Origin of the sequence: Aeromonas oralensis (assembly GCF_049665575.1) — a bacterium.
GTDB classification, from domain to species: Bacteria; Pseudomonadota; Gammaproteobacteria; order Enterobacterales; family Aeromonadaceae; genus Aeromonas; species Aeromonas hydrophila.
Genome location: NZ_CP187186.1, coordinates 1231998 through 1252587, shown reverse-complemented (window position 1 = coordinate 1252587; position 20590 = coordinate 1231998). Strand labels below are relative to the sequence as shown.

The window sequence follows — 20590 nt, the reverse complement described above, 5'->3', positions numbered from 1 at the left end:
CGCGCTGCCTGCGCAGACTCAGGCGCCAACAACACAAACGGAATCATGACAGAGATGGAAAAGAAAATACTGCTGACGGACTGTCCGGACGCCAAGGGCCTCATCGCCAAGATCACCAACATCTGCTACAAGCACCAGCTCAACATCAACAAGAACGACGAGTTCGTGGATCACGAAAACGGCCGCTTCTTCATGCGCACCGAGCTGGAGGGACGCTTCAACGACGAGACCCTGCTGGCCGACCTCGATGATGCCCTGCCCGCCGGTGCCCAGCGCCGCCTGGTCAAGGCCGGCAAGAAGCGCATCGTCATCCTGGTGACCAAGGAGACCCACTGCCTCGGCGACATCCTGATGAAGAACTACGCCGGTGCGCTGGACATGGACATAGTCGCGGTGATCGGCAACTACGACACCCTCGCCGAGTTGACCGGCAAGTTCGACATTCCGTTCCACACCGTCAGCCACGAGGATCTGAGCCGCACCGAGCATGAAGAGCAGGTGCGCGCCATCATCGACGGCTACCGGCCCGACTACGTGGTGCTGGCCAAGTACATGCGGGTGCTGACCCCGAGTTTCGTCGAGGCCTATCCGCGCAAGATCATCAACATCCACCACTCCTTCCTGCCCGCCTTCATCGGTGCCCGCCCCTATCGTCAGGCCTTCGATCGCGGGGTCAAGCTGATCGGCGCCACCGCCCACTTCGTCACCGACGATCTGGATGAGGGCCCCATCGTCGAGCAGGACGTGATCCACGTCGATCACACCTTCAGCGCCGACGACATGGCCAAGGCTGGCCGCGACGTGGAGAAATCGGTGCTGAGCCGGGCACTGGAGCTGGTGCTGAACGAGCGGGTGTTCGTCTACGGCAACAAGACGGTGGTATTCAAGTAATCCCGGCCACTGAAAACAACAAAGGCTCCCACGGGAGCCTTTATTGTATGTGCACTAAAGCAACGTCAATCAGAGCGGCAGACCGTTGACGGTCATGGCGCCCTTGTCGAGCTTGAGCTCGGCCGTCAGCAGCTCCTTGTCCGCCTTGAGGTAACCCATGGCGGCGAACTGATCCAGCATGGGCGCCAGCTGCGGCACCGCCTTGCCCAGCTTGCCGCTCAGGTTGGCGTGCAGCAGGCCGGAGAGGGCGTGCATCCCCTCTTCGCTGTTGAACAGCTGCTCGAGCGAGGTGGCCGCCAGCTTGATATCGCCCTTCATGGCCACCGGCTCGCCATTGAGGTGGGAGCTCAAGTCCACCAGCTCCAGCGTGGCGCCACGCTTGAGCATCTTGTCCAGCGCCTGCTGGATCGCCTCCTCTTCCACGCCCTGGCCGCTGGAGGCCTGCAGCGCCTGATACCCTTCCAGATCGAGCCCCTTTAGATTGAGGGCCAGCTTGCTCTGGGTCAACGCCAGGTTGTCGGTCTCGTTCTCCAGATTGAGGGTGTCCACCTTCATCTGGTAGCTGCTGGAGAGGGTCTGGGCATCATCCCCCGCCAGCTGGGTTTCGGTGGTCAGCCCCTTCAGGGAGACCTTGACGCTGTCAGGCAGCTGTACCGACAGCGCGGAGAGAGTCATGTCGCTGCGGGGAGAGAGCCAGATCCCGCTGATTTCGGCCATGTCGGCACTGCCCTTGAGCTCGGCCAGCACCATGTCCATCTTGTTCTGCTCTTCGTGCACCGTCATGCCCTGCCAGTGGAAGGTGACGTGACCATTGCCTTCCAGATCGCCGTGATAGTCGCCCTTCATCGGCAGGAAGTTGAACTCGTCGAGCCCCTGCTTGATCTTGAACTCGTTGGCCCAGAAGCGGCTGCTGTTGCTGGCGGTCCACAGACTGCTGACCGACTCGATGCCGAACTGCCACTGCTCCATCTTGAAGGCGTTGAACACCGGCGCCAGCGAACCCTGCTTGGTGTCGAGCAGCATGTGGCTCTTGATGTAGAGCGGCAGGATGCGGCTGGTGACGATGAACTGCGCCTCGACCGGCTCGCTCCCCTCCAGCTGACCATCCAGGCTGGCCAGGGTCTGCGGGGTGACCACCACCTTCAGCACGCCATCGCGGGCGAACAGGTTGCTCGAGCTCGGCTGCCAGCTCAGTTCGACGCCGCTCTCCTGCTTCACCTTGGCGATCTGCTCGGCCATGATGCGATCGAACGTGTTGCCCGTGTACCAGCAGGCACCCAGCCCACCCACCACCAAGGCCGCCGTGACGGCCAGCGCTACTCGCTTCTTCATCTTCTTCTGTTTCTCCAGGGAGTGATTGCCGCACTCTACGGGGCCAGCTTGGGGCTAGGCAAGCGCAATTCGGCGCCTGCCGCAATTAAGTGATGTCACAACAAGGGGCTGAACAGGTAGAACATGTTCTCCATCACCTTCTTGTACCAGGGGCGTGCCCGCCACTTGGCCAGCGACATGGGGGTCGCCTCTATCATGTAGCCCTGCACCAGCTGGGTCATTTCGGCGACGAACACCGGGTTGTCGATGAGCAGGGTCACCTCGAAGTTGAGCCAGAGGCTGCGCCGGTCCAGGTTGACCGTGCCCACCAGGGCGAAGTCGTCATCCACCAGCACGCTCTTGGTGTGCAGCAGGCCGGCGTCGTAGCGATAGACCTCCACCCCCGCCTCCAGCAGCTCCTCCATGAAGGCGTTGCAGGCGTAATTGGCCATCAGAGAGTCGTTGCGCGCCGGCAGCACCAGCTGCACCTGCACGCCGCGGGCCGCCGCCGAGGAGAGCGCCGCAGCCAGCGGATCGTCCGGCACGAAGTAAGGCGTGGTCAGCACCAGATGGTGGCGGGCCTGGTAGATGGCCAGCAGCAGGCTCTGCTGGATGCAGTCGCCGCCGACGAAGGGGCCGGATGGAATGAGCTGGGCCCGGTAGTTGCTCTGGGGCCAGGCCTCCGGCTCGTGCTGCAGGCTGTCGAGCAGCCGCTCGCCGGTCTCCATCTCCCAGTCCCATACGAAGATGGACCACATCAGCGGCACCATGGGCCCCTGCACCCGGATCATGATGTCGACCCACTGGCCGACCCCGGCGTTCTGCTTGAAGAAGCGGGGATCCACCATGTTCATGGAGCCGGTGTAACCAACCCGGTCGTCGATCACCACCAGCTTGCGGTGCATGCGCAGGTCCTGGCGCTGGAACGGGATGCGCCAGGCCCCGACCGGCAGTACCTCCACCAGCTTGACCCCGGCCTTGCGCAGCTTTTTCGGCCAGGACGAGCGGAAGAAGGTCTTGCTGCCCATGGAATCGAGCAGCAAGCGACAATCCACGCCGCGCGCCGCCACTTCCATCAGCGCTTCGCACACCTCGTCGGTGTCGCCGCCCGGGTGCCAGATGTAGAACTCCAGGTAGCAGGACTGGGAGGATTGGCGGATGTCGCGCACGATCTCGCGCAGGATGGCTTCCGGCTTGCTCAGCAGCGTCATCCGGTTGCCGGAGAGCATGGGCATAGCCAATCGGCCCTGGATCAGATCGTGCAGCGGCTGGGCCTTCTCCCCCACCTCGCAGCAGTGTTGGGGGAAGAGTCGGGCCAGCTGGCGGATCCAGATGGCGTAAGGGCGGTACATGGCCTGCGCCCGCTCGGCGCGGCGCCGGCCGAGGCGGATCTCGCCGAACAGCACGTAGAAGCCGACCCCGGCAAACGGAATGGCATAGATGAGGGCGAGCCAGGCCAGCGAGACCCCGATGGGGCGCCGCTTCATCACCACCCGAAATGAGACCCCCGCCACGATCACGGTGTGAAACAGCAGCAGCAACCAGCCGAGGAACTGGGAAAACAGCAGTTGGATGTCGTGCTCCAGACCGTTGATCACGAGAACTCCTTTTACAGACGAGTGAAATGCGGTGGGCAGATCCCGCGAAGCCGGGATGGTATGCTGTAAAACACACCCATTCTATCAGGTCGTTAGTATGATCCTGCAATCTATGCTGCTCAGTCTGGCCATGCTAGGTCAAGGCTCATATGACATCAATGAGCAACAGATAAACCAGTACCTGCAATCCCAGGTGCAAGTGAACAAACAGCTGGAACTGCCCGGCATCATCAAGGCTCATGTGCAGCTCGAACAGAGCGATGTCCAGATCGGGCGCCAGAGCCCGGACACCGCCCGGGTCTATGGCAAGGGCAAGCTCAAGATCGCCCTGCCGGATCAGACCGAGTACGACGCGCGGCTGAACATGACCTATGAGGCGAGACCGCGTTACGACAAGGCGCAGAGCGCGCTGTTCCTCGACAACATGAAATTGATTGAATACAAGCTGGAGCCGGAGGCGGCGCAGCAGAAGTTCGGCTTCATGCTCGGCATGCTGCTGCAGAGCATGGAGAAGCGGCTGGAGACTCAGCCGGTCTATCGGCTCAACGACAAGGATCCGAACCAGGCCTGGCTGAAGGAGAATCTGTTGGGGCTGGAGCTGTCACCGGGCAAGATCCATCTGTTGACCAAGCCCCAGTGAGTCGTCAGTTGTAGACCGGGGCCTTGGCCTGGCGCACCAGCAGCTCGATCTGGTAACCCTGTTCGCGCTGCTGGTCATAAAGCGAGAAGAGCGGCCCCTCCAGTTCATGCAGGGGCAGGTCGGCAAAGCCGGCCTTGAGGTAGAACGGCTTTTCAAACGGCAAGGCCTGACACACCACAGGTTTGTCCTGCAGATCGCTGCAGGCGTGCTGCAACAGGCGCGAGCCCAGTCCCAGCGACTGGTAGTGGGGCAGCAGACGAAAACCGCACAGGTGGTAGTAATCCTGTTCGTCGCGCAGACGCACGGCCCCCACCAGCCAGTGGGCGTCGCGTACCACGAAGATCCGCTCGGCCAGATCCGGCACATAGTGGGAGAAAGTGGTTTCGTAGTAATCCCTGATCAGGGAAAGGTCTGCATCACAGTACTCTTCGAACGTGAGTTCCATCGCCCGCTTGCCTATCACACCCGTTCCATCCATGGCCATTCGGCCCGGTCCTCTTACATTGAAGTCGGTCGCAGAGATCCGACCAGATTGACGATATCACGGCCTTTAATAACAAAAAAGCCAATAACCACACCGAGTTGCATATTTTTTAACATGCCGTCAGCCGGTCTGGCCAGTGGCGATCCTATCACGGCAAGCCAGTGGCAGACACTGTTTGCGCCTCTTCCCCGCCCTTTACGGCAGTCCGCCATTTCATGGCCCGCAACTCACTGATTTGGCTCTACAAACCCTTTTCGTAAACATTTGTTAACAAAGAAATACCGCTATCCCTCGGCATGAAAAGCCCCATTCGAATAGCAAACTTGGCATTTGCCCCTATGGTGAAGCCTTGGCATAGCCTTGCGCTGTTGTTGCCCGCGTGGGTCCATCCCCACACCGACACCTCACCACTTTGCCAAGGAGTTATCATGTCCAGACCGATCCCCTCCCTGCTGATGCTGGCCCTGTTTCCCGCCGCCGGCTGGGCCGGCGACATCCATGCCCCGCTTGCCCCTTATCACTTCACGGCGCAGCAGCTTGCCGCCAGTCAGACCCCTGTCCTCCCCCTGGATGAGGCCCACTTCGTGTTCGGCGAGGCGGCCATGGCCTTCGATCTGCACGACTTTTTGCTGCAACAGGCGCCCCACCTGTTGCCCAAGGAGGAGGTGATCCTGCACTGGAGCGGCATCACCAGCCTCAACCCCCAGCTGCTGCTGGCCCTGATGGAGGCGAGCAGCCAGCTCATCTCGGCCCCCTCCGAGCAGGCCATGGCGGCACCGTTCGCCAAGCTGGTCAAAGCCAAAGGCTTTGACAATCAGCTGGAGCTGATGGCGCGCCAGCTTTCCGAGCGCTTCTATCAGGCCCGCGCCCAGCAAAAAATCATGCAGCGCAGCGCCCCCACCCTGGCACCACAGGCCGCGCACCAGGCCGCCATTGCCAGTCTGCTGAGCACATCAATGCAGCACCAGCTCGGTGAGCAGTGGCAGACCCTGTTCGGTCAGGACGCCATGACCTCCCCCAGAGGCGGCGCGGCCGCCCCCGCCGCACCGCTGGCCGGCGGCCAGTTCCAGCTGCCCTGGCGCCAGGGCTACAGCTGGAAGGCCAATGGCGCCCACTCCCATACCGGCTCCGGCTATCCCTACTCCTCCATCGATGTCTCCTACGACTGGCCGGGCTGGGGCGGTGCCACCTACACGGTCACCGCCGCCAACAGCGGCACCGTCACCGTCTTCTCCCGCTGCCAGGTGCGCATCACCGCCCCCAACGGCTGGGCCACCAACTACTACCACATGAGCGGGATCTCGGTGCGCAGCGGCGATTACGTGGCCGCCGACACCCCCATCGGCACCTATGCCAGCAACCGCAACGAGGCGCTGTGCGAGGGCGGCTCCTCCACCGGCCCGCACCTGCACTTCTCCCTGCTCTACAACGGGGTGTTCCAGTCTCTGCAGGGGCAGCGGCTGAGCAGCTATGCCGTCAACGTCGGCGCCAGCAACTACGACGACAACTGCAACCGCTTCTGGCTCTACAACCAGCGCAATGGCCAGCGCTACTGCGCCTGGCAGCCACTCTACAACAACGGGATTGACTGAGCCGAAAAAAGCCCGGTGAAGTGATTGAAAAGTCAGTAATGACGCGGCCTGCGCGGTTTTTTGCAAGCCGTCACAGATCCGCACAGTCCGCTTTGAAAGTGCTCACAAAATCGCCGCACGGCGATTGCTGGCAAGACAGGCCGGTGTGAGGCTCTGGGTGCCCATCTGGGCACCCAAAACAAGGACTGACAATAATGAAACACACAGCGGGAATCTGGGCGATCGCAGGCATGCTGATCGCTCCTTTGGCACATGCCGACGTCATACTGCACGCCTTCAACTGGAAATACAGTGAAGTCACCGCCAAGGCCAATCTCATCAAGGCCGCCGGCTACAAACAGGTGCTCATCTCGCCGCCCCTCAAGTCATCGGGCAACGAGTGGTGGGCACGCTACCAACCGCAGGATCTGCGCCTCATCGACACCCCCCTTGGCAACAAGCAGGATCTCGAACAGCTGATCGCCGCCATGCAGGCGCGGGGCATCGCCGTCTATGCGGACGTGGTGCTCAACCACATGGCCAACGAGAGCTGGAAACGCAGCGATCTCAACTACCCCGGCAGCGAGCTGCTGCAAAGCTATGCCGCCAACCCCGGCTACTTCGAGCGGCAGAAGCTGTTTGGCGATCTGGGCCAGAACTTGCTCGCCAGTCAGGACTTCCACCCGGAAGGGTGCATCAGCGACTGGAACGATCCGGGCAACGTGCAGTACTGGCGGCTGTGCGGTGGCGCCGGTGACAAGGGGCTGCCGGATCTTGACCCCAACAACTGGGTGGTGAGCCAGCAGCAGGCCTACCTCAAGGCGCTCAAGGGGATGGGGATCAAGGGCTTTCGGGTCGATGCGGTCAAGCACATGAGCGATTACCAGATCAACGCCGTGTTCACCCCCGAGATAAAGCAGGGGATGCACGTGTTCGGCGAGGTGATCACCACCGGCGGCGCCGGCAGCAACGATTACGAGCGCTTCCTCAAGCCCTATCTCGACAGCAGCGGTCAGGGCGCCTATGACTTCCCGCTGTTTGCCTCCCTGCGCGGGGCCCTCGGCTATGGTGGCAGCATGAACCAGCTGGCGGATCCGGGGGCCTATGGCCAAGCGCTACCGGGCAGCCGGGCGGTCACCTTCGCCATCACCCACGACATCCCCACCAACGACGGCTTTCGCTACCAGATCCTGAACCCGACCGACGAGAAGCTGGCCTATGCCTACCTGCTCGGTCGCGACGGTGGCTCGCCGCTGGTCTATTCGGATCACGGCGAGACCCAGGCCAAGGACGGGCTGCGCTGGCAGGACTATTACCTGCGCAGCGACCTCAAGGGGATGATCCGCTTCCACAACGCGGTGCAGGGCCAGCCCATGCAGCTGGTCGGCAGCGGCGACTGCTTCGTGCTGTTCAAGCGCGGCAAGCAGGGGCTGGTCGGCATCAACAAGTGCGACTACGAGCAGGAGTACTGGCTCGATACCGCCAAATTCGAGATGAACTGGTATCGCAACTACCGGGACGTGCTCGACCAAAACGCCGTGATCAACGTGCAGAGCCAGTGGGTCCGGGTCGCCATTCCCGCCCGCAGCGCCCGCCTCTGGCTGCAGGAGTAAACCGGCCACTGCCGCGCGAGGCCGCCACCGGGCGGCCTCTTTATTTGCTCTGCCACCGCTATTTTCTCGGCCGAGTGTACGGGTCGGTCAGGGCGGGCTTGTTCTGCCCGCGCCGTGATGCTTTACTCAACAAGGCTAACGAGGCTGAAGGAGCAAGCCGTTGAAAGCATGGATGTTGATGGGATTGATCCCGCTGTTTTCCGCACCCGGCTGGAGCCAGACACCCGCCCCGGCCGAGGTGGTGATCCTCACCGCCGAGCCGCCGGCACCGCCCCCCGCGGCGCCCCCCGTCACCCTGCACACCCCGGGGGTGCTGCCCCCACCCGAGCCGGCCAGCCCTCCGCTGCCGCCCGGCACCCGCCAGATCCAGGTCTACAAATCGGTGCAGAAAAATGGCGTGGTGCGCTACTCCGACATGATGCCGGAACAGGGTCACTACGAGCTGCTGCTGTTCAACGACTGCTACGCCTGCGACCCCGACTCCAAGGTCAACTGGCACACCACCGGCCTGTTTCTCTATGACTACGCCAGCACCATCCAGGCGGCGGCCAAGGCCTATCAGGTGGAGCCAGCCCTCATCCGGGCGCTGATCCACGCCGAGTCCGCCTTCAACCCGCTGGCAGTGTCCCGCAAGGGGGCCATGGGGCTGACCCAGCTGATGCCGGCCACGGCGCGGGAGCTGGGGGTGGGCAACGCCCTGCTGGCGGAGCAGAACATCTTTGGCGGAGTGAAATACCTGGCGGGGCTGCTCAAGCAGTATGGCGGCAACGTGGCACTGGCCACCGCGGCCTACAACGCCGGCGCCGGCGCAGTGCAAAAACATGGGGGCATCCCCCCTTATGCTGAAACTCGCGCCTACGTAGAGCGGGTACAACTGCTGCGCCAGCGCTACAAAGACATGCTGAGCGCCAAGGGGTTGTAAGCCCCTCCCCTCTTTCTGACGACCAAACAACCCTGCGGGCCCTTGCGGCCCATTTTCGTGCCCGCCAGAAACGAAAAAACACGCCCGGGGGCGTGTCGATACCACACTTTGTTGCCCTGACGGATCAGGCTTTGGTCGCGATCGCGCGATAGGCCAATGCACCCAGAATGGCACCGACGATGGGCGCAACCCAGAACAGCCACAGCTGGCCCAGTGCCCAGTCCCCTACGAAGAAGGCCACGCCCGTGCTGCGCGCCGGGTTGACCGAGGTGTTGGTCACCGGAATGCTGATGAGGTGAATGAGGGTCAGGCACAGGCCGATGGCGATGGGGGCAAAGCCGGCCGGGGCCCGGCTGTCGGTGGCGCCCATGATGACGAACAGGAAGAAAGCTGTCATCACCACTTCACACACCAGCGCCGCCAGCATGCTGTAGCCGCCCGGGGAGTGCTCGCCATAGCCGTTGGAGGCAAAGCCCGCCGCCAGATCGAAACCGGCCTGACCGCTGGCAATCACATAGAGCACCGCCGCTGCCGCAATCCCGCCCAATACCTGAGCGACCATGTAGGGCAGCACGCCGGAGGCCGGAAAGCGACCGCCGGCCCAGAGACCAATGGTCACGGCCGGGTTCAGGTGACAGCCAGAGATATGGCCGATGGCGTAAGCCATGGTCAGCACGGTCAGACCGAACGCCAGCGCCACGCCGAGCAGGCCGATGCCGACGTTCGGAAAGGCGGCGGCCAGCACGGCGCTGCCGCAGCCCCCCAGCACCAGCCAGAAGGTGCCCATGAATTCAGCTGCAAAAGGTTTCACTTCTCAACTCTCCCAATGATGGATGAAGCGGGAGCCTGCGGCTCACCGGGCCGCACCACGCGGCCGGCGCACATTATGGGAGTCCCGATCGGGCAAGCGAAGGGAAGCGATGAAGGCCTAAAAACGTGACTTGCATCACAAGCCGTTGATTAACTGAGAAGATTATCGTTAGCGCCCGAATGAGCAGCAACATGAGGCGGAAAGGATGTGCGACAGCTTGTGACTCTGTTGAGGCTTTTGCCGACAGCCGCCGCAACCAGAGGGGCAACCGGCCGGCACATGGCCGCTTGCCTGAGATTGCCGGTATCACACCGGCAATGTCGGCTCAGCGGTAACGACCACGCACCGCTCCCGTGCTGCGCCCGGCCATCTTGATCAGGATCTGACGGGTATGGAAGTGGCAGAGCGCCACCCCGAGGGCATCCGCCGCATCCGCCTGAGGGGTGGCCGAGAGCTTGAGCAGGTGGGTCACCATGTGCTGCACCTGCTCCTTGGCGGCGCCGCCGGTGCCCACCACCGCCTGCTTGATCTGGGTGGCCGAGTATTCGCTCACCGGCAGCAGGGCATTGACCGCCGCCACGATGGCGCTGCCGCGAGCCTGACCCAGCTTCAAAGCCGAATCGGCATTGCGCGCCATAAAGACCCGCTCGATGGCAAACTCGTCCGGCTTGAACTGGGTGATGATCTCGCTCACCCCGTCATAGACCTGCTTGAGGCGCGACGGCAGCTCGCCCAAATCGGTGCGGATGCAACCAGAGCCCAGGTACTCCGCCTTGCCCGCCACGATGCGAATGACCCCGTAACCTGTGATGCGCGAACCCGGGTCTATCCCCAAAATGATGCTCATGGACGGGCCACCCTGGCCATCATGGCGGGGATCCGCTCCCGTTTGGCAAGGGTGGCCAGCCGGCCACCCCGTTTCAATAGCTGGTTCATCACACTCTGTCGCTCTGCTGGCAGTTCATGGCCGCCAAGATAGCAAACAAGCGCCCGCTTGGCTTGCGCGGCAGCGCCCCCGCCAATCAACTGCGCAGGGATGCGCCATCTCATACAGTGGTCAGGCGATTTTTTCGCCCGCCGCCCCGCCCATGGCCCGAACAAACCGGCGCGGTGCTCACCCTCACTCCCCCGCCAGAGCCACCAGTCGCTCTGCCAGCCGGTGGCCGTGCAGGTAACTCTCAATCAGCGCACCGTCGGCCCGCCCCGCCTCAATCTGCTGATACCAGTGGGCCAGCATGGCGGCAAAGCCCCGTTGGGTAAGCACCGACTGCCAGTCGTCGGGGGCCAGGGTCTGCACGGTTTTATCGCGGGCCAGGGTGCCCCGGGTGCAGTTCTCGATATGCAGGGAGAGGTTGTCGCCATAGGCATCGATACGCTCCTCGGTAAGGCCGGCGCTGCGGTTCATGCTGCCGCTCACCGCCGTCTGGCCGCTCTGCCAGGCGACGCTCACCCCGGCCAGCAGCGCCGGCTGACGGGCACAGCGCCGCAGCACCGCATGCAGATCCCCATCCGGCGCGCCGCCATAGAAGCAGAGGCTGTCGAGCACATGGATAAAGTCGTCGAACAGAAACGAGCGTGGCGCCCCCGCCAGGGCGTGGCGGTGCTTTTGCCAGTTGAGCTCGGTAAGCAGCTGGCCGCGGGCCGCGCTCATGGCGGGCAGATAGCGGCGGTTGAAGCCGACAAACAGCGGACGGTTCTGTGCCAGCGCCAGATTGGCAAGCTCCTCTACCCCGGCAAGAGTGTCGCACAGCGGCTTGTCGACAAAGGTGGGGATGCCGGCGCGCAAGCACTGGGCGGCCAGCTCAAGGTGCACCGCGGTGGCGGCATGGATCATCACCGCATCCGGGCGGCTTGCCAGCAAGTCGCCCAGCCCGGTGAAGCACTCGGCGATCCGGTACTGGCGAGCCAGCTTGTCCAATACCGCTGGATTGCGGGTACAGAGCAGCGGGGTGACTCGCTCGTCACTGGCAAGCAGCGGCAGATAGGCTTTCTGGGCGATATCACCAAGACCTACGAGGGCAATGCGCATGGGGACTCCTTGTGGCGGCGGGTTATGGGCGCCGTTTTATCCGGCAACGGCTGACAGGGTAGCATCCCCGCCGACCTGGACACAGCCGATGGCTGGCCCAACCGCCCCCTTTGCCGGGGGAGTGTCATTTTTGGCTTCATCTGGCTAAGATGACCGCTTTTGGCCATAAGACGCGCCAAGGAGTGCCATGCCAAGCTCAACCCTGCTCTCGCTGTTTCGCTACAAGGCCTGGGCCGATGGCGAACTGCTGAATGCCCTCGCCACCCTGGATGCCGCGCAATATGGCGAGGCTCACCACACGGCCCTGCGCATCTTCAACCATATCCATGTGGTCGATGCCATCTTCAAGGCCAATCTGCTGGGGGAACGGCACGGCTTTACCGCCACCAATACCCCCGAGACACCGACCCTGGCGATGCTGCACGGCGCCATCGGCAAGCTGGATGCCTGGTATCTGGATTACGTCGCCGGCCTGAGCCAGGCAGATGGCGAGGCTGTGCTCTCGTTCAACTTCGTGGATGGTGACAAGGGGCAGATGAGCCGCGCCGAGATGCTGCTGCACCTGGTCACCCACGGCGGTTATCACAGGGGGGCGATCGGGCGCATTCTGGTGCAGTGCGGCATCACGCCGCCGCGCGATACCCTGACCACCTTTTTGCATCGCAGCGAACCCGGGCGACGGGGCTATGCCCCCTCGGCGGATAACGAGGCCCGCCCATGAAACGCGCCGGTCTGCGGCTCACGCCACTGCTGCTGATCGGGCTGCTGAGCGGCTGCGCCGCCGCCATCGATCACTACTCGGGGCGCTTTCGCAACACCCTGGCAGCGGGGCAGACCCGCACGACCATTCGCACCGAGCTGGGCAAGCCCCAGCTCTGCCAGCAGGCCGCCTTTCTGACCGAGGATAAGGTGCAAGGCTGCGATCGCTTTACCGTGCTCGGCAAGATCCACAAGCGCGCTGACGGCAATGGCCAGGCCACGGCGAGCGCCGTGACAATGGGGCTGGGGGAGCTGATCCTGATACCCATGACGGTGGCCGGCGTGGCGGCGGATTACACCCAGCGCCACACCCTCACCGTCTATTACGACCGGGACGATCACTATCTGTTTCACACCCTGCTCAATGCCAAGGGCCAGGAAGTGTGGCAGTAGGCACACCGGCCAGTGGACCTTCCTTGGCCGGCGCATCCTTCTGACGAGGGAGGCCTCATTGACAGCGCAGCGCCGGTTTGTCTTCCAGCAGCCAGGCTATCCAGCGCCGCCGCGAGTTCAGCACAAACCCTTCGTCGGCCGCGATCCCGCTGACGATATAGCCGTCAGCCGCCGGGTCAGCGGCCTCGCGGGAGAAGATGAAGTCGCTGCTGTTCACCCGCTCACCCTTGCTGAGCGCCGCATCGAGCCGCGGCGTCATGACGATGATGGCAAGCCCCCCGGCGGAGTCGATGCCAAGGCCGCTGCTCGCCACCTTGCCGACCGCCACCGGCACCCGGATGGCGCAGTGACGCCCCTCGGCATCCGTGGTGGTATAGGTTCCCTCCCCCACCCGCCCTTGCATCCACAGCAGCTCGCCACGGGTCAGGCTGTCGACCTGCAGCAGGCCCAGCGCCCCCTTGGGAAAATCGTGGGGATTGTCGACGGCAACCACCGCCAGCGAGCAGCACAGCATAAACAACCCGAGTGCGTGTCTCATGCCGATGCCTCCTTGCCAACATGGGTTGCCCCGCTTTGCTGCGCCAGCAAATAGATAAGCAGCAAGGGCCCCACGGCCGGCACCAGAAACACCCAGCCCCACCAACCGGAGCGACCGGTGTCGTGCAAGCGACGCACGATCAGCGCAATCAGGGGCACGCTGCTCACCAGGCCGTAGCTCAGATCCAGCCAGCCCAGGTTGGCAAGCAGCACGTCCAGCCAGATGCAGATCAGGGTGACCAGCAGGTGGCACAACATGAACCACCAACATTCAGCCCGGGTGGCGCGACCCGAAAAATCCAGGGCGCGTTGCCACGCCAGCCAGTAGAAAGAGAACATGGATACCTGCCTTGTATGGTGATTGGGAGCCCTTATCATGGGGAGCAAAGCGCCCCCAGGCGTCCTCAAACCGGTTTCAGGTCGTCCTCGAACCACGCCTGCGCCACCATGGGCTTCATTCGCCTGACCCAAGCCGTTATGCTGGCATGCCGCCGCCGGTCAACGGCCTCTCTTTGCACACGGGATACATGATGCTGGCCATACCCATACCCTTTATCGTCTCCTTGCTGCTGGCACTGCTGGCCGCCGTGCTGCTGGCGCGCCTCGGCCGGGCGGCCAGAACGACCGCCCTCTTTTTACTGCTGTGCGCCATCACCACCGGTGTGGTGGGGCTGCGCTGGACCTTCGATCTGGCGCTGCTCACTCTCGCGCAGCCGATCCTTGCCTCACTTATCCCGGTGGCCGCCTGGCATATCTTCAGCCGGGCCAAGACGCCAGGGGCCCGCGTCTCTTGGCTGCACGGCATCGGTCCCGCGCTGGTTGCCCTCGGCATGCTGACCCACAACTGGTTGCCACTGCCATTGGATGGCCTGCTGACCGCCATCTATCTCTGCTACGGCATCGCGCTGGTGCGTTTTTCCGATAAGACCCAGCTGCTGCTGTATGTCTCGTTCAATGAGTGGGAGGGGGTCAGACGGGCGGAACATATCGCAGGCTGGATGCTGCTGTTTTCGGCGGCCATCGATGCCGCCGTCTCCCTCGACTTCGCCTTCAATCAAGGCCAGCTGGCGCCCTATATCCTGTCGCTGGGTCACCTGATGCTGGTGCCCATGCTGGCGGCGGCCGTGGTGATGGTGGGGGTCAATGCCCCTGACGCAGAAGAGGAGGAGATGCCAGCCTCCGAACCCGAGCCTGCGGAGAAAGCACCGCTGCTGAACGACGATCGCGCCCGGGAAATCGTGGCCCTGCTCGATAACCTGATGAAAGAGAAAGCTTGCTATCTGGATCCTGAGCTGACCCTGGCCCGCCTCTCACGCAAACTGGGCATTCCCGCCAAGCAGCTCTCCAGTGCCGTAAATCTGGTGCGCCAGCAGAGCATCCCCAGGGTCATCAACGAATATCGGATTGCCCATGCCAGGCAAGCCTTGCTTAACACGGATGAGAGCATCACCCAGATCTTGATGAACGCCGGTTTTCAGACCAAATCCAATTTCAATCGCGAGTTTCAACGCATCACCGGCCTGACTCCCAGCCAGTTCAGAGCAACGCGCGACCTGTTGGCCGCCTCCTGAGTCAGTCTCCGGCTCTCGTTTGCTCCCGGCGATCCAGCCACTTGCCCACTCTGGCCCCCAGCTCGGCGCAGACCAGCGCCGTCACGGAGGCCCAGAGCATCTGGTTGCCATCAAAGCCCACCTGCTTTTCAAACAAAAAAGGCACCAGCAGGTTGAAGCCGATGATCCCGAGCAGCAACCCAAGGCCACTGCCCACCTTCTCCCTGCGGGATCGCGTTTTTATTGCCATCTGATTGCTCCTGTTGGAGTGAGATAAAGGGGCACCTATCGCCCCTGAACATTCCCGGCAAGATAACAAAGCCTCCCCCGATGAAGACAGTCATCTTTTGAGCTTGGACATCCAATCCTTATCACTACCGCTCGATGGCCAACTGCTAGGGGCTGACCTCTGCTGGGTGATGTGAAGGATCCGGAGCCAAGAGAGTTTGATACCGATCAAAAAACGAAACTTTTCTGATTGTTAAGTCAATTTGATACTCACATCCGCAGTTTCGTTTGGCTTACCATAGCCATCCAGAACCTGTTGAACTGCGATGGGTTGCTGCCAGCGCGGGCCAAGAGTGCATATTGGAAGCTGTAATTCCTGAGCTGCTACATATTTTCGCTAATACAGTGTTTCCTAAGCATGAAATTAGAAGCCTAGAAACCAGAGAGAAAATAAATTTCGTGAGGAGAATAATGTATGGATACCGCTTTATGTACTCTGGATAACTCACATTGGAAAGCATCAGAATTCTTTGCACTAAGCGATGCCGAGCTACAAACACGCAGACGCAATCTTGTGTGTTCTACATGTGGTGGTGACGCTTGGTTTAGGCAATCAAGCTATGGAAATAAATCACCTCACTTTTGTGCCCACCATATTGACCAATGTATAGAGGCAACAAATTATGAAGTTGTAGGTGAGGGCGATGGTGGAGATGGGCAACCTGCGGCTGAACCAGATAGTGGAATTATTATCGATTTAGGTTTGGATAAGAATTACTCAATAGATGTAAAACAAAAAGATGTTGACCTTCATATTGCCACGGGCCAGCAAAGAGCCCCAATAAAAATTACGAATGCTGGTGGAATAGATTATCCAGCACACTTAACGTTAAAAAACATACTTTATAAATTAGTTCGCTCTGACAAGCTTTATTTGTCTGATACAAAAGTCATTCTCCCTGACAATAGATTTCCAGAGCTGCCAGATAGAGCCAACAAACTATTTGTTAACTTTAAAGATGTTAGCGAAGATCTCAATCAAAAAAAACGTATCTACTGGGGATTCATTAGTGATGCAGGGTACACTCCAGATGGCAAATTATGGTTGAATGCTGGTCGTCGAACAGATGGACTAAGTGTTGCAATTAACCCTGACATCACAGAACCTTTTAGAGAGTACTTCAAGGTTACAGAGTCATTAGAGCAACTTGAAGGCTGTCATGCATTAATAATTGGTGATTGCTATTATACCGGTAAAGGAAAACCTGTAATTTGGTGTGCAAATTTAGATTTTATCGTATTACGCCGCTACAATTTTGAGTCTGAACTATAAGTAAAATTAGCGGCCGTTAGTCGAACATATGAGATGAGAAAAAATGCCATACTCAGCAACAGTTTTTAATGTATTAATTGCATCACCATCTGATGTGCCGAATGAACGCCAAGCGATAGCAGAAAGTTTGCATGAATGGAATTCACTTCATTCAGAAAGCACTGGAAAGGTACTCTTGCCCGTTATGTGGGAGTCTCACAGCGCTCCTAGCATGGGGGACCGCCCTCAAGGCATTATTAATGAGTTAGTTGTTAAGTCCTGCGATATGTTAATTGGTGCGTTCTGGACTCGCATTGGCTCACCAACAGGTGTCGAGAACAGTGGAACTGTCGAAGAAATAAAATGGTTTCTGAAAAATAAAAAACCTGTAATGCTTTATTACTCTGACGCCCCCGTTCAGCCAAGCAAAATAGATAATAATCAACTAGAAAAGCTTGAAGAATTTAAAACAAGCATTCGCAATCAAGGTATTCAAGAAAGCTATTCCACCGTTGAAGAACTCAAAACAAAACTATCTCGTCATCTAACTATTGTAACACGAGGCATCTCTGTGGGAACTGTGGTTGCTGCCTCTGTAGTTAAAGAAGCAAAGGAATCAACGAAATCTGTATCGACAATTCCATCACCGATTGCAAAAAATACACAAAGCGCTCGAGACTTAGCCATTTATCTTGAGGACTACACAGAAAAATCCTTTGTTGTTCGTGGTGACACTAAGTCAAAAAAAGAAGAGTTAAAATCCCTCGGTGGAAAATGGATCAAAACTCGAGATGGTAGTTCCGCGTGGAATTTTTCAAAAAAGAAAATAGAAGAAGTAGGAAAACTCCTTGAAATAGAACCAATTTTAACAAAGATATAGTATCGACGTTTATGAACCATGAAGATGTGGTGTATTGTACTAAATACACCATATTTATGACATAGATGGTTCTTTCCAGAAAATAAAAACGAAACGTTCCCATACGGAAAAAATAAAAAAGGCGACCATTTGGTCGCCTTTTTATTTCTATCGCTTTGCTAATCAGCAAATATCACCGAGCAGGTCGCTTGGCGCCATTGCCTTTGGCCGCGGGCTTGCCGCCCTGAGTGGCAGGTTTGGCACCCGGCTTGGCTGAGCCTGCGCGGGTCGGTGCCTTGCCCTTATGGGCGGGTTTGCCGGCCGATTTCCCCTGAGCTTCGCCCTGACCTGTACCTTGCGAACTGGACTTGCCGTTGCCAGCCCCTTTCTGGAGCTGGGATCCCACTGGTTTGCCATTGCCTTTACTAGCCCCGTTGCTGCGCTGATGGGTGATGGCGCTGTGGCGGGTCAACGCGGGCTTGAGGCCCTTGCTGCGGCTGCGCTCGGCCTTGGCTTCGCCACGGCCTTCCGGCGGCACCAGGCAGTCGGGGCCGTTGCCGATCAGGTGACCCTTGCCCATCTCCAGCAGGGCTTCGCGGATCATCGGCCAACCGGCCGGATCGTGATAGCGCAGCAGCGCCTTGTGCAGGCGACGGCGACGCTCCCCTTTCACCACGAACACGTCCCCGCCCTGGCGGCTCACCTTGTTGAGCGGGTTTTTCTCGGTGTAATACATGGTGGTGGCGTTGGCGAGCGGCGACGGGTAGAAGTTCTGCACCTGATCGAGCTTGAAGCGGTTGGACTTGATCCAGAGCGCCATGTTCACCATGTCTTCATCCGTGGTGCCTGGGTGGGCGGAGATGAAATAGGGGATCAGGTACTGCTGCTTGCCCGCCTCTTTGGAGTACTTGTCGAACAGCTCCTTGAAGCTGTAGTAGCTGCCCATGCCCGGCTTCATCATCTTGGAGAGCGGGCCCTCTTCGGTGTGTTCCGGCGCGATCTTGAGGTAGCCGCCGACGTGGTACTTGGCCAGCTCCTTGATGTAGCGCGGATCTTCCACCGCGATGTCGTAACGCACCCCGGAGGCGATCAGGATCTTCTTGATGCCCTTGAGGTCGCGCGCCTTGCGATAGAGGTTGATGGTCGGGCTGTGGTCGGTGTCCATGTGCGGGCAGATGGTCGGCCACACGCAGGAGGCGCGCCGACAGGTCTGCTCGGCCTTGGGGCTCTTGCAGCGCAGCTTGTACATGTTGGCGGTAGGGCCGCCCAGATCCGAGATGACGCCGGTAAAGCCCGGCACCTTGTCGCGGATCTCTTCGATTTCTTTCAGAATCGACTCTTCCGAGCGGCTCTGGATGATGCGCCCCTCGTGCTCGGTGATGGAGCAGAAGGAGCAGCCGCCGAAGCAGCCGCGCATGATGTTGACCGAAGTCTTGATCATGTCGTAGGCCGGGATCTTCTCGTTGCCATAGGCAGGGTGCGGCACCCGCTGGTAAGGCAGGCCGAACACCCCATCCATCTCGTCGGTTTCGAGCGGGAAGGCGGGCGGGTTGACCCAGATGATGCGATCGCCGTGGGCCTGCGACAGCGCGCGGGCGCAGCCCGGGTTGGTCTCGTGGTGCAGGATGCGGGACGCATGGGCGTAGAGCACCTTGTCCTCCTTCACCCGCTCGAACGCCGGCAGCTTGACGTAGGTCTTCTCCCATGGCTTTTGCTTAGGGGGCTGCACCAGGATGGGCTTGGCCTCCTGCTCCACCGGCGCGGTACCCTCGTCATCAGAGCAAGGCGCCCCTTCCATATAGGGGTTGGGGATGGGATCGATGCGGCCAATCTGGTCGAGCTTGCTCGAATCCACCCCGCGCCAGCCCGGCAGCGGCTCCTTGCGGATGACGGCGGTGCCGCGAATGTCCTGCATGGTGTCGATGGTCTCGCCGCCTGCGATGCGGTGAGCCACCTCCACCAGCGGCCGCTCGGCATTGCCGTAGATGAGGATGTCAGCCTTGGCGTCGATCAGGATGGAGCGGCGGATGGTCTCGGACCAGTAGTCGTAATGGGCAATGCGGCGCAGGGATGCCTCGATGCCGCCGATGACCACCGGCACCTCTTTATAGGCCTCTTTGCAGCGCTGGGTATAGACCAGGGTGGCGCGATCCGGCCGCTTGCCGCCCACATCCCCCGGGGTGTAGGCGTCGTCGTGGCGCAGTTTCTTGTCGGCGGTGTAGCGGTTGATCATGGAGTCCATGTTGCCCGCCGTCACCCCGTAGAAGAGGTTGGGCTTGCCCAGGCGCATGAAGTCATCCTTCGATGACCAGTCCGGCTGGGCGATGATGCCGACCCGATAGCCCTGGGATTCGAGCATGCGGCCGATCACCGCCATGCCGAAGCTCGGGTGATCCACGTAGGCGTCGCCTGTCACCAGCACGATGTCGCAGCTGTCCCAGCCGAGCTTGTCCATCTCCGCGCGGGACATGGGCAGGAAGGGCGCCGTGCCGTAGCACTCGGCCCAGTAACGGGGATAGGAGAAGAGGTTGGTAACCGGCTGCATTTTGACCACCTGGAACAATTCGGGTCGCGCATTATACCGGCAGAGCAAGGCGGGGGCGACGGCTTTTTGCCCCTACGATAGATGCGGAAAAGGCGAGCCAGCGGGGCTCGCCTGAAAAGTGCGGGTCAATTGTCGGCTCAGGCCAGGACGCGGGCCAGCACGATGCGATTGTAGTGACGCTGCAGCAGCTGATAGCCACCCAGCAGGCACCAGACCAGGGCGGGCGCCAGGAACACCGGGTGGGTGGCCAAGCGCAGCATCAGCAGGCCCAGCAGGATCAGCGCGAACGGCCGGCTCTCGTAGAGCCACAGCGGCCATCCCTGCTTTCGCAGCTGCTGCTTGTCGGGCCGGCGATAGGCGCCGCGTCGAAACCAGGCCAGCGAACCGGCCAGATAGAATGCCAACCCGGCCAGCAACAGCCCCGGCTGATCGGCAATCCCCAACAACAGCAAACCGCTGCCCATATAGGCAAAGGGCAGCGGTTCATAAATGGCTGATGGCAACATATGTTCACCTCAACGTTAAACTAGCTGCATA

General features: G+C 60.5%; 21 protein-coding genes. 10 read left to right on the top strand and 11 right to left on the bottom strand.

Going from position 1 to position 20590, the window contains the following annotated elements:
• Positions 1–54 precede the first annotated feature (54 nt).
• On the top strand, positions 55–891 hold the full coding sequence (purU, locus tag ACPDZI_RS06105; protein WP_438834198.1) for a formyltetrahydrofolate deformylase: 837 nt from the start codon (positions 55–57) through the stop codon (positions 889–891).
• A gap of 69 nt (positions 892–960) precedes the next feature.
• On the opposite strand, the gene ACPDZI_RS06100 is transcribed toward purU, so the two are convergent.
• Together ACPDZI_RS06100 and cls are read right to left on the bottom strand one after the other, a co-directional pair.
• Positions 961–2223: a DUF945 family protein gene (locus tag ACPDZI_RS06100; RefSeq protein WP_049048324.1), complete on the bottom strand. Its 1263-nt coding sequence runs from the start codon at positions 2221–2223 to the stop codon at positions 961–963.
• A gap of 95 nt (positions 2224–2318) precedes the next feature.
• The gene (cls, locus tag ACPDZI_RS06095) at positions 2319–3800 is read right to left on the bottom strand and encodes a cardiolipin synthase (RefSeq protein WP_011705220.1); all 1482 of its coding nucleotides are present in this window, start codon (positions 3798–3800) and stop codon (positions 2319–2321) included.
• 97 nt (positions 3801–3897) lie between these two features.
• Between cls and ACPDZI_RS06090 the strand changes: the two genes are divergently transcribed.
• Entirely contained in the window at positions 3898–4440 is a 543-nt protein-coding gene (locus ACPDZI_RS06090) for a DUF1439 domain-containing protein (RefSeq protein ID WP_026080151.1), read from the top strand.
• A 4-nt stretch (positions 4441–4444) separates the two neighbouring features.
• Here ACPDZI_RS06090 and ACPDZI_RS06085 read toward each other — a convergent pair whose 3' ends face one another.
• Positions 4445–4924, bottom strand: coding sequence for a GNAT family N-acetyltransferase (locus tag ACPDZI_RS06085; protein ID WP_017408522.1), 480 nt, complete (start codon positions 4922–4924; stop codon positions 4445–4447).
• Positions 4925–5352: 428 nt separating this feature from the next.
• Between ACPDZI_RS06085 and ACPDZI_RS06080 the strand changes: the two genes are divergently transcribed.
• The 3 genes from ACPDZI_RS06080 (at position 5353) to ACPDZI_RS06070 (ending at position 9030) form a co-directional block, all read left to right on the top strand.
• Positions 5353–6516 carry a M23 family metallopeptidase gene (locus ACPDZI_RS06080; RefSeq protein WP_438834197.1) on the top strand — a complete coding sequence of 388 codons (1164 nt, stop codon included), beginning with the start codon at positions 5353–5355 and terminating at the stop codon, positions 6514–6516.
• Positions 6517–6710: 194 nt separating this feature from the next.
• Positions 6711–8108 (top strand): alpha-amylase family protein, encoded by a 1398-nt coding sequence (locus ACPDZI_RS06075; RefSeq protein WP_438834196.1) that lies wholly within the window; start codon positions 6711–6713, stop codon positions 8106–8108.
• Between the two features lie 172 nt (positions 8109–8280).
• Entirely contained in the window at positions 8281–9030 is a 750-nt protein-coding gene (locus ACPDZI_RS06070) for a lytic transglycosylase domain-containing protein (RefSeq protein WP_065476411.1), read from the top strand.
• A 124-nt stretch (positions 9031–9154) separates the two neighbouring features.
• Here the strand turns inward: ACPDZI_RS06070 and aqpZ are convergent, their stop codons facing one another.
• From aqpZ to ACPDZI_RS06055, 3 genes are all read right to left on the bottom strand, one after another.
• The gene (aqpZ, locus tag ACPDZI_RS06065; protein ID WP_017766545.1) at positions 9155–9841 is read right to left on the bottom strand and encodes an aquaporin Z; all 687 of its coding nucleotides are present in this window, start codon (positions 9839–9841) and stop codon (positions 9155–9157) included.
• A gap of 325 nt (positions 9842–10166) precedes the next feature.
• Positions 10167–10688, bottom strand: coding sequence for a crossover junction endodeoxyribonuclease RuvC (gene ruvC / locus ACPDZI_RS06060; protein WP_017766544.1), 522 nt, complete (start codon positions 10686–10688; stop codon positions 10167–10169).
• 273 nt (positions 10689–10961) lie between these two features.
• Entirely contained in the window at positions 10962–11870 is a 909-nt protein-coding gene (locus ACPDZI_RS06055) for a Gfo/Idh/MocA family protein (RefSeq protein ID WP_438834195.1), read from the bottom strand.
• Between the two features lie 187 nt (positions 11871–12057).
• Here ACPDZI_RS06055 and ACPDZI_RS06050 point away from each other — a divergent pair, with 187 nt between their 5' ends.
• Together ACPDZI_RS06050 and ACPDZI_RS06045 are read left to right on the top strand one after the other, a co-directional pair.
• Complete coding sequence (locus tag ACPDZI_RS06050) at positions 12058–12591, top strand: DinB family protein (RefSeq protein WP_438834194.1); 534 nt, start codon at positions 12058–12060, stop codon at positions 12589–12591.
• Positions 12588–13022, top strand: coding sequence for a hypothetical protein (locus tag ACPDZI_RS06045; protein ID WP_411583555.1), 435 nt, complete (start codon positions 12588–12590; stop codon positions 13020–13022). The genes ACPDZI_RS06050 and ACPDZI_RS06045 overlap by 4 nt, the downstream gene beginning before the upstream one ends.
• A gap of 55 nt (positions 13023–13077) precedes the next feature.
• On the opposite strand, the gene ACPDZI_RS06040 is transcribed toward ACPDZI_RS06045, so the two are convergent.
• Positions 13078–13560: a hypothetical protein gene (locus ACPDZI_RS06040; protein WP_438834193.1), complete on the bottom strand. Its 483-nt coding sequence runs from the start codon at positions 13558–13560 to the stop codon at positions 13078–13080.
• A complete protein-coding gene (locus ACPDZI_RS06035; RefSeq protein WP_438834192.1) occupies positions 13557–13898 on the bottom strand; it encodes a DUF805 domain-containing protein in 342 nt (113 codons plus the stop codon). Before ACPDZI_RS06035 ends, ACPDZI_RS06040 begins: the two co-directional genes overlap by 4 nt.
• Before the next feature lie 191 nt (positions 13899–14089).
• Here ACPDZI_RS06035 and ACPDZI_RS06030 point away from each other — a divergent pair, with 191 nt between their 5' ends.
• Entirely contained in the window at positions 14090–15130 is a 1041-nt protein-coding gene (locus ACPDZI_RS06030) for a helix-turn-helix transcriptional regulator (protein ID WP_438834191.1), read from the top strand.
• A gap of 1 nt (position 15131) precedes the next feature.
• Here the strand turns inward: ACPDZI_RS06030 and ACPDZI_RS06025 are convergent, their stop codons facing one another.
• On the bottom strand, positions 15132–15359 hold the full coding sequence (locus ACPDZI_RS06025) for a hypothetical protein (RefSeq protein WP_438834189.1): 228 nt from the start codon (positions 15357–15359) through the stop codon (positions 15132–15134).
• Between the two features lie 453 nt (positions 15360–15812).
• On the opposite strand from ACPDZI_RS06025, the gene ACPDZI_RS06020 reads away from it, so the two are divergent.
• Positions 15813–16670 carry a hypothetical protein gene (locus ACPDZI_RS06020; RefSeq protein WP_168966057.1) on the top strand — a complete coding sequence of 286 codons (858 nt, stop codon included), beginning with the start codon at positions 15813–15815 and terminating at the stop codon, positions 16668–16670.
• A gap of 43 nt (positions 16671–16713) precedes the next feature.
• Positions 16714–17529 carry a hypothetical protein gene (locus ACPDZI_RS06015; RefSeq protein WP_168966059.1) on the top strand — a complete coding sequence of 272 codons (816 nt, stop codon included), beginning with the start codon at positions 16714–16716 and terminating at the stop codon, positions 17527–17529.
• A gap of 172 nt (positions 17530–17701) precedes the next feature.
• Here the strand turns inward: ACPDZI_RS06015 and ACPDZI_RS06010 are convergent, their stop codons facing one another.
• Positions 17702–20053 (bottom strand): YgiQ family radical SAM protein, encoded by a 2352-nt coding sequence (locus tag ACPDZI_RS06010; RefSeq protein ID WP_438834188.1) that lies wholly within the window; start codon positions 20051–20053, stop codon positions 17702–17704.
• A gap of 137 nt (positions 20054–20190) precedes the next feature.
• A complete protein-coding gene (locus ACPDZI_RS06005) occupies positions 20191–20559 on the bottom strand; it encodes a hypothetical protein (protein ID WP_011705202.1) in 369 nt (122 codons plus the stop codon).
• Positions 20560–20590 lie beyond the last annotated feature (31 nt).